Annotated in this window: 9 protein-coding genes, 1 tRNA gene and 1 pseudogene; 6 read left to right on the top strand and 5 right to left on the bottom strand. The window is 67.6% G+C overall.

Going from position 1 to position 6,220, the window contains the following annotated elements:
* Both FVE25_RS47050 and FVE25_RS56895 read right to left on the bottom strand, forming a co-directional pair.
* Positions 1-278, bottom strand: a 278-nt coding sequence (locus FVE25_RS47050; RefSeq protein WP_219825964.1) for a transposase, incomplete at its 3' end; no start/stop codon positions are given.
* Positions 279-329: 51 nt separating this feature from the next.
* Positions 330-497: pseudogene (locus FVE25_RS56895) on the bottom strand (IS630 family transposase); the annotation flags it as partial.
* A gap of 668 nt (positions 498-1,165) precedes the next feature.
* Here FVE25_RS56895 and FVE25_RS47045 point away from each other — a divergent pair.
* From FVE25_RS47045 to FVE25_RS47035, 3 genes are read left to right on the top strand one after another with little or no spacing between them, the layout of a single operon-like run.
* Positions 1,166-1,429, top strand: a complete 264-nt coding sequence (locus tag FVE25_RS47045) for a hypothetical protein (RefSeq protein ID WP_157254033.1) — start codon at positions 1,166-1,168, stop codon at positions 1,427-1,429.
* Between the two features lie 5 nt (positions 1,430-1,434).
* Positions 1,435-1,659, top strand: a complete 225-nt coding sequence (locus FVE25_RS47040; RefSeq protein ID WP_157254032.1) for a hypothetical protein — start codon at positions 1,435-1,437, stop codon at positions 1,657-1,659.
* Complete coding sequence (locus tag FVE25_RS47035; protein WP_157254031.1) at positions 1,656-2,408, top strand: tyrosine-type recombinase/integrase; 753 nt, start codon at positions 1,656-1,658, stop codon at positions 2,406-2,408. The genes FVE25_RS47040 and FVE25_RS47035 overlap by 4 nt, the downstream gene beginning before the upstream one ends.
* 59 nt (positions 2,409-2,467) lie before the next feature.
* Here the strand turns inward: FVE25_RS47035 and FVE25_RS47030 are convergent.
* The 3 genes from FVE25_RS47030 to FVE25_RS54735 all read right to left on the bottom strand — a co-directional run bounded on the left by FVE25_RS47030 (position 2,468) and on the right by FVE25_RS54735 (position 3,420).
* Positions 2,468-2,540: transfer RNA gene (locus FVE25_RS47030), tRNA-Ala, on the bottom strand.
* Between the two features lie 15 nt (positions 2,541-2,555).
* On the bottom strand, positions 2,556-3,284 hold the full coding sequence (locus FVE25_RS47025) for an HAD family hydrolase (protein ID WP_157254030.1): 729 nt from the start codon (positions 3,282-3,284) through the stop codon (positions 2,556-2,558).
* Between the two features lie 16 nt (positions 3,285-3,300).
* Positions 3,301-3,420: a DLW-39 family protein gene (locus tag FVE25_RS54735; RefSeq protein WP_214319204.1), complete on the bottom strand. Its 120-nt coding sequence runs from the start codon at positions 3,418-3,420 to the stop codon at positions 3,301-3,303.
* A 201-nt stretch (positions 3,421-3,621) separates the two neighbouring features.
* Here FVE25_RS54735 and FVE25_RS47020 point away from each other — a divergent pair, with 201 nt between their 5' ends.
* The 3 genes from FVE25_RS47020 (at position 3,622) to FVE25_RS47010 (ending at position 6,205) form a co-directional block, all read left to right on the top strand.
* Positions 3,622-4,980, top strand: a complete 1,359-nt coding sequence (locus FVE25_RS47020; RefSeq protein WP_157254029.1) for an MFS transporter — start codon at positions 3,622-3,624, stop codon at positions 4,978-4,980.
* Between the two features lie 53 nt (positions 4,981-5,033).
* Entirely contained in the window at positions 5,034-5,246 is a 213-nt protein-coding gene (locus FVE25_RS47015) for a heavy-metal-associated domain-containing protein (RefSeq protein ID WP_157254028.1), read from the top strand.
* Between the two features lie 203 nt (positions 5,247-5,449).
* Positions 5,450-6,205 (top strand): hypothetical protein, encoded by a 756-nt coding sequence (locus FVE25_RS47010; RefSeq protein ID WP_343046188.1) that lies wholly within the window; start codon positions 5,450-5,452, stop codon positions 6,203-6,205.
* Positions 6,206-6,220 lie beyond the last annotated feature (15 nt).

The following is a 6,220-nucleotide window of genomic DNA, read 5'->3' as shown; positions in this document are numbered from 1 at the left end:
GCCGCGAAGAAGGCGGCTGCTTTTTTCAAGAACACCAGCTTCTCGCGCAGTTCGGCGTTCTCCCGCTCCAGCTCACGGATCCGCGCCCGTTCCGGACCCGACAGCGGCTGTTCGGGCTCGAGATGGATGGCCTTGTGCATGTTCACCCAGCTGCCGAGCGTGGTCGGGTTCATGTCGAACTCCCGGGCCACCGAGGCCACCGTGCGCGGACCGTCCAGCACCATGCGGACGGCCTCCTCCTTGAACTCCGGCGAGAACTGCCTACGACGCCTCGTCACGTACCTACCTCTTCCAGACTATCTGTCAGGTTATGTTCCTGACTGTCCGGAAACTTCAGGGCACCTCGCGTTGGCATTGCGCCAGCGCAGGTAGGCGTGCAGGGCCCGGGTCTGCACGGTGTGGTTGGGGTGGTTGGAGTTGGTGATGGTGAACTGCCTCAGGGATCCGAAGTGCGCCTCGATCGGGTTGGCTCAGGACGCGTAGGCCGGGGTGAAGCACTAGCTGTCCGGGGACACTTCCTGGGCACCGTCCCGTTGGCTAGGAGTCGGCACACCTGCACAGGACGGTCACCAGCGTGCCCACTACTTCGTCCACGTGTGAAATCTTCCCGGACCCGAGACACAGACGGCATGAGATGGCCGACGCGATCCACGCGTCATCCCACACCTTGTGCGCCCATGCCGGCGGCGGTTCCGGGGGCGGCTGACCCCCCCGCTCGGCCGGCTCGTTGCTGCCACCGACCCGGCCCAGGCCGCCACAGAACTGGCAGGCCAGAAAGAGGTCGCCGAGTTGTATGCCCTTGCGCCCCTCGCACTCTGGACACGTGATCGGATCCGTCATCTACGGCCGGTCCCACTGCATGTCACACACTCGACCCATTTGCGCGCCTGCCCTTTCTTACCGTTGAGTTCGATCCATTCCCCTCCGGCGCCCATGCAGGTGCCGCAGATCGGGGGCAGGTCGTCTTCATCCTTGGGCATGCCCGGACCGTAGCGCGGCGAACACCACTATGTCCGTCACCAATGAAGGCTGATAGACCTACCCCCTCGTGGACTAGGTCGATCGCCCCGCGACTGGCAGTCGGGTCACGACCACTCCCGCTAGGACAACCACCGCCGACGACTTCTCCTTCTCCCGCCTGGTACTGCACATCCTTGGCCCCATCGTGGCGGTGGCCATCGTCACCGCACTCCCGATCATCCTGGCCGCGTTCTCTCGCCTGGATCACAGCCGCCAGAGCGGGCTTACAGGCCGCACGTACAGCGCCAACGTGAGCCGGCTGACCGAACGCACCCGCGCGCTGATCGCCGCAGGCGAGCTGCCCGAGGCGCCCAGTGCACGCAAGATCCAGCGGGCGTTGCGCTGCGGCATGGACGACGCCCGCGCCCTGCGCGACACCGTCAACCCCGACACCGACATCGGGAGGTGACCCGCGTGCTGACCTTCGCCGTGATCGCCACCGCTGCGTGCATCGCCGTAGTGGTCGCCGCGCTGCTGTCGCACCGGCTCAACGCCGGCAGCGACTGCGACGAGATCCGGGCGTGCTTCGCCCGCTACCGCACCACCCACAGCACGCAGGGCGCGGCCTCATCCGCCAAGACAACGGCCGCGCCCCGAACCCCGCCCCCTTCCAGTGGAAACGAGGTCACCCCATCATGACCCACAGCCCGGACGAGTCGGACCCTGTGCCCGGCGACGTCCCCGTGACCAGCCTCAACGGCCACCAGGTGGCCACGCTCCCCGAGCCCGGCACCCACCAGCCCAACCCCCACGGCCCCATCCTCGAAGTGCTGCCGCCGGTGACGGCGCGCGCTGGCCCGCTGGGCCTACGTCGCCGGATTCCACGCCGTGCGCTCTCCCTGGTACCTGGCGCAAACCCTCTGGTGGGCGTGCCGCGCCTGGCCGGCCGTGAACTGCGCTGGTGGTGGGTGATCGACGCCTACCTCCTGGAGCAGCAGGCACTCGACGGCATCGGCATGCAACTCGGGCCGGCGAAGTCCAAGGCCGGCCGACGCACCATCGCCATCCCGGCCGTGATCATCCACGCGCTCGTCGACCATCTGGACAAGTACGTGAAGACGGAAGAGGACGCCTTCGTGTTCCTCGGCGCGAAGGGCGGATTCCTGCGCGGCAACAACTTCCGGCGCTCGGCGAAATGGGAGACCGCGCTGAAGGAGATGGGCCTGACGGGCCTGCACTTCCACGATCTACGGCACACCGGCAACACCCTCGCCGCCCAGTCCGGCGCGAGCCTGGCGGATCTGAAAGCGCGCATGGGCCACGACAGCGACCGAGCGGCGCTGATTTATCAGCACGCCACCCAGGACGCGGACAGAAAGATCGCGGATGCCCTCAGCGCACGCGTAAAGGCGGAGCGCAAGAAAGCGAAGAAGATCAAAAGGAGCTAATGGCCCATTAATGGCCCGAACACCCCGCCACAAGATCAGTGACGGGGCGTTTTGGCAGGTGGAGCCTAGGAGATTCGAACTCCTGACATCCTGCTTGCAAAGCAGGCGCTCTGCCAGCTGAGCTAAGGCCCCTTCCGACGCACAAGCTTACCGGCCCGCAGCGGCTACCTGGTGCGTCCCCAAGTCTTCGCTCAAGATCAAATCAGGCAGGTCGGCGATCGAATCAAGGATATGCGTAGCTCCACCCTTGATGAGCCGCTCCCGGCTATGCACTCCGGTCATCACGCCGGCCACCACGGAAGCCCCGGCCCGGCGCCCGCACAGCATGTCGCTTTCCGAGTCTCCCACGACCGCCACCTGCCGCACATCTTCGATTCCCAGCCGCAGTACGGCATGCAGCACCATGTCCGGCCATGGCCTCCCCCGCCCGCCCGCGTCCTCGGGACAGATGGCCAGGTCGACTAACGAGTGCCACCCGAGCACCCCGAGCACCCGCCCCAACGTCGCACGGGAGAATCCGGTGATCAACGCCAGTTGGACCCCGGATCCACGCAGCTTGTCGAGGGTTTCCAGGGCGCCGGCGACGGGCGAGAGCCCGGCACGGTCCAGCGCGCCCGCGTAGGCGCGCTCGAAGGTGAGGTTCGCCGCCTGGGCCTGGGCCTCGTTGCCGGGGAAGATCCCGCGGAAGACCTCGATTTTGGGGCAGCCCCGGGACCGGTGCACGTGAACCATGGCACGCGCATAGGCCCCGGTCCCGGGGACGATGCCCTGAGTGGCGATCGCTTCCGCGAACGCCCGCTCGACCATGGCGATGTCACCGATCGTGGTGCCGGCGAGGTCGATGCACGCCAGCTTGATGGGGACGACGTCGCTCATCGCCTCGCCAGGTCGGTTAGTTCTCGCTGCCGGTTGCCTCGGTCCAAAGGTCGAGCTCGGCGCGGTCGGCCTGCACCTTACGCCAGATCAGCAACCCCCCGAGAGCGATCAGCGCCAGAACGATCAGCTTCTTCACGGTGTGACCCCACTTCTTCGACGGTCTCACCTGCCGGGGTGAGACCCAACGGTTGCAAAGCAGCCTAGCAAGTGATGCGCGTGCTCCATCGGTCGAGCTGCGACCAAATGCGACGGGCATGGGTTTGACAAACCCCTAGGGGGTATATTACGTTCCTCGCCGTCGAGATACCCCATAGGGGTATTACCGAGGAGGAACGCAGTGGCTACAGAGAATCCGAGGCGGTGGTGGGCACTCCTGGTGCTCGCGACTGCCCAGTTCATGGTGATTATGGACACGTCGATCATCGGCGTGGCTCTCCCCGAGATGCAGAGCGATCTGGGGTTCACCCCCGGCGGGCTGCAGTGGGTCTTCAACGCCTACGTGATCGCGTTCGGCGGGTTGCTCCTGCTGGGCGGACGGCTGTCCGACCTGCTGGGAGCGCGCAAGGTCTTCACGACCGGCTGGATCATCCTCATCGCCGGATCCGTGGTGGCCGCCGCCGCGACCACGGCGTGGGTCGAGGTGCTCGGCCGCGCCGTACAAGGAGTGGGCGGGGCGCTCATCGCGCCCGCGGCGATGACGCTGCTCATGATGCTGTTCGGGCACAACCCCAAGGAGCTCGGAAAGGCCATGGCGCTGTACGGCGCGGCCGCCCCGGCCGGCGGTACGGCGGGCGTCTTCCTGGGCGGGGTCATCACCGAGTACCTGAGCTGGCCGTGGGTGTTCATCGTGTACATCCCGATCGGCGTCGCGACGCTGCTGGCCACCGGGTTGCTGCCCGCGGTCCAGGGTAAGCGGGGATCGGTGGACGTGGTCGGCGCGATCTCGGTCACCGGCGGGCTGGCGCTGGCGGTGTACGCCATCGTGGCCGAGAACTGGATCGCCGCCGTGACCGGCGCGGCGCTGCTGGTGGTGTTCCTGATCGTGCAGCGCGTGGTCAGGGAGCCGTTGATGCCGCTGTCCATCTGGCGCACGCCGGGCCTGGCCACGGCCAACCTGGCGATGGCGTTGCTGGGCGCGGCCTGGATTCCGATGTGGTACTTCCTCAACCTGTACCTGCAGCAGATCCTCGGCTACGGGGCGTTCGCCAGCGGCGCGGCGCTGCTGCCGATGACGGTCGCGGTCATGATCTTCATGATCGGCATCACGGCCCGGCTGCTCGGCCGGTTCGGGGCCAAGCCGCTCATCGTGATCGGGCTGGCGGTGCTGGCGGCCGGCGTGGCGGCGCTGTCCCTCGCCGACGTCGGCGGGAGCTTCGCGGCCGACGTGCTGCCGGCGAGCCTGGTCGCGGCCGTGGGCATGTCGCTGGCGTACATCCCGGCGATGATCTCGGCGATGTCCGGCGCGAAGCCGGAGGAGGCCGGGCTGGCCTCGGGCATCGTCAACACCACCTACCAGGTGGGGTCGGCGCTCGGGCTGGCGGTGATGACGGCCGTGGCGACGTCCCAGGCCCAGCTCGTGGACGGGTTCCAGGGGGCCTTCGTCGGGGCCGCGATCGTGGCGGTGCTGGGCGCCGTGCTCAGCCTCACGACGATGCGCAAGCCGAAGACGGAGACGCAGCCCGCCGGAATACCCTAGGGGGGTACGGTGTTACACTCGATGGAAGACGGCACAGCTATGAGGAGATCGACATGACCAGCGCCACCTACACCGTCAAGGGCATGACCTGCGGCCACTGCGTCAGCTCCGTCAAGGAAGAGGTCAGCGAGGTCGCGGGAGTCTCCTCCGTGGAGGTCGACCTGGCCAGCGGCTTGCTGACCGTGGGAAGCGAGGGCCCGATCGACGTGGCGGACATCCGCGCCGCGGTCGAGGAGGCCGGATACGAACTGGTGACGAGCGCATGAACACCGCCGCGAAGCTCGGGACGTACGCGCTCGGCCTGGCGGTTGTCTTCGGCGGGACCTGGGGGGTCGGCAACCTGGTCGGCCCCCCGGCCACCCCGGAGAAGCCGGTAACGCAAAGCACCGCCGGTCATGACATGTCGCAAATGTCGCCAACGTCACAGCCAGCAGAACCAGCGAAGAGCAATACCCCCGGGGGGCTCCAAGTGTCGCAGAACGGCTACACCCTCAACCCGCTCACCGCCGCCAAGGCCGGTGAGCCCACCGACTTCCAGTTCACCGTGACGGGCCCGGGCGGCAGGCCGGTCACCGACTACAAGGTCGAGCACGACAAGAAGCTGCACTTCATCGTCGTCTCGCGCGACCTCAACACCTTCCAGCACGTACACCCCGAGATGGCCGCCGACGGCCTCTGGTCGGTCAAGGTGACCTTCCCCGCCGCCGGCACCTACCGGGCCTTCGCCGACTTCACCCCGGCCGGCGGCCAAGCACTCACGCTCGGCGCCGACATCCAGGTGGCCGGCGACTTCCAGCCGAAGCCGCTGCCCGCGGTCAGCCGTACGGCCGAGGTCGACGGATACACTGTCACCCTCGACGGAGACCTGATCCCCGGCCGGTCGAGCAAGCTCACGCTGAAGGTCGGCAAGGACGGCAAGCCGGTCACCGACCTGCAGCCGTACCTCGGGGCGTATGGCCACCTGGTGGCCCTGCGCGCCGGCGACCTCGCCTACCTCCACGTGCACCCCGACGGCGAACCCGGCGACGGCAGGACCAAGCCCGGCCCGGAGATCACGTTCTACGCCGAGGCGCCCAGCGGTGGCGACTACCGCCTGTTCCTCGACTTCCAGCACGGCGGCGCCGTACACACCGCGGACTTCACCGTGAAGGCGGGCGAAGGCTCGCAGCAGCCGCCGAAGCCGGAGGAAAAGAACGACCACGACTCCACCCCGCACGGTCACTGAAAGCAGGACGCGAAC

Source organism: Nonomuraea typhae (genome assembly GCF_009760925.1).
Classification (GTDB): domain Bacteria; phylum Actinomycetota; class Actinomycetes; order Streptosporangiales; family Streptosporangiaceae; genus Nonomuraea; species Nonomuraea typhae.
This window is presented reverse-complemented; position numbering and strand designations above follow the sequence as displayed.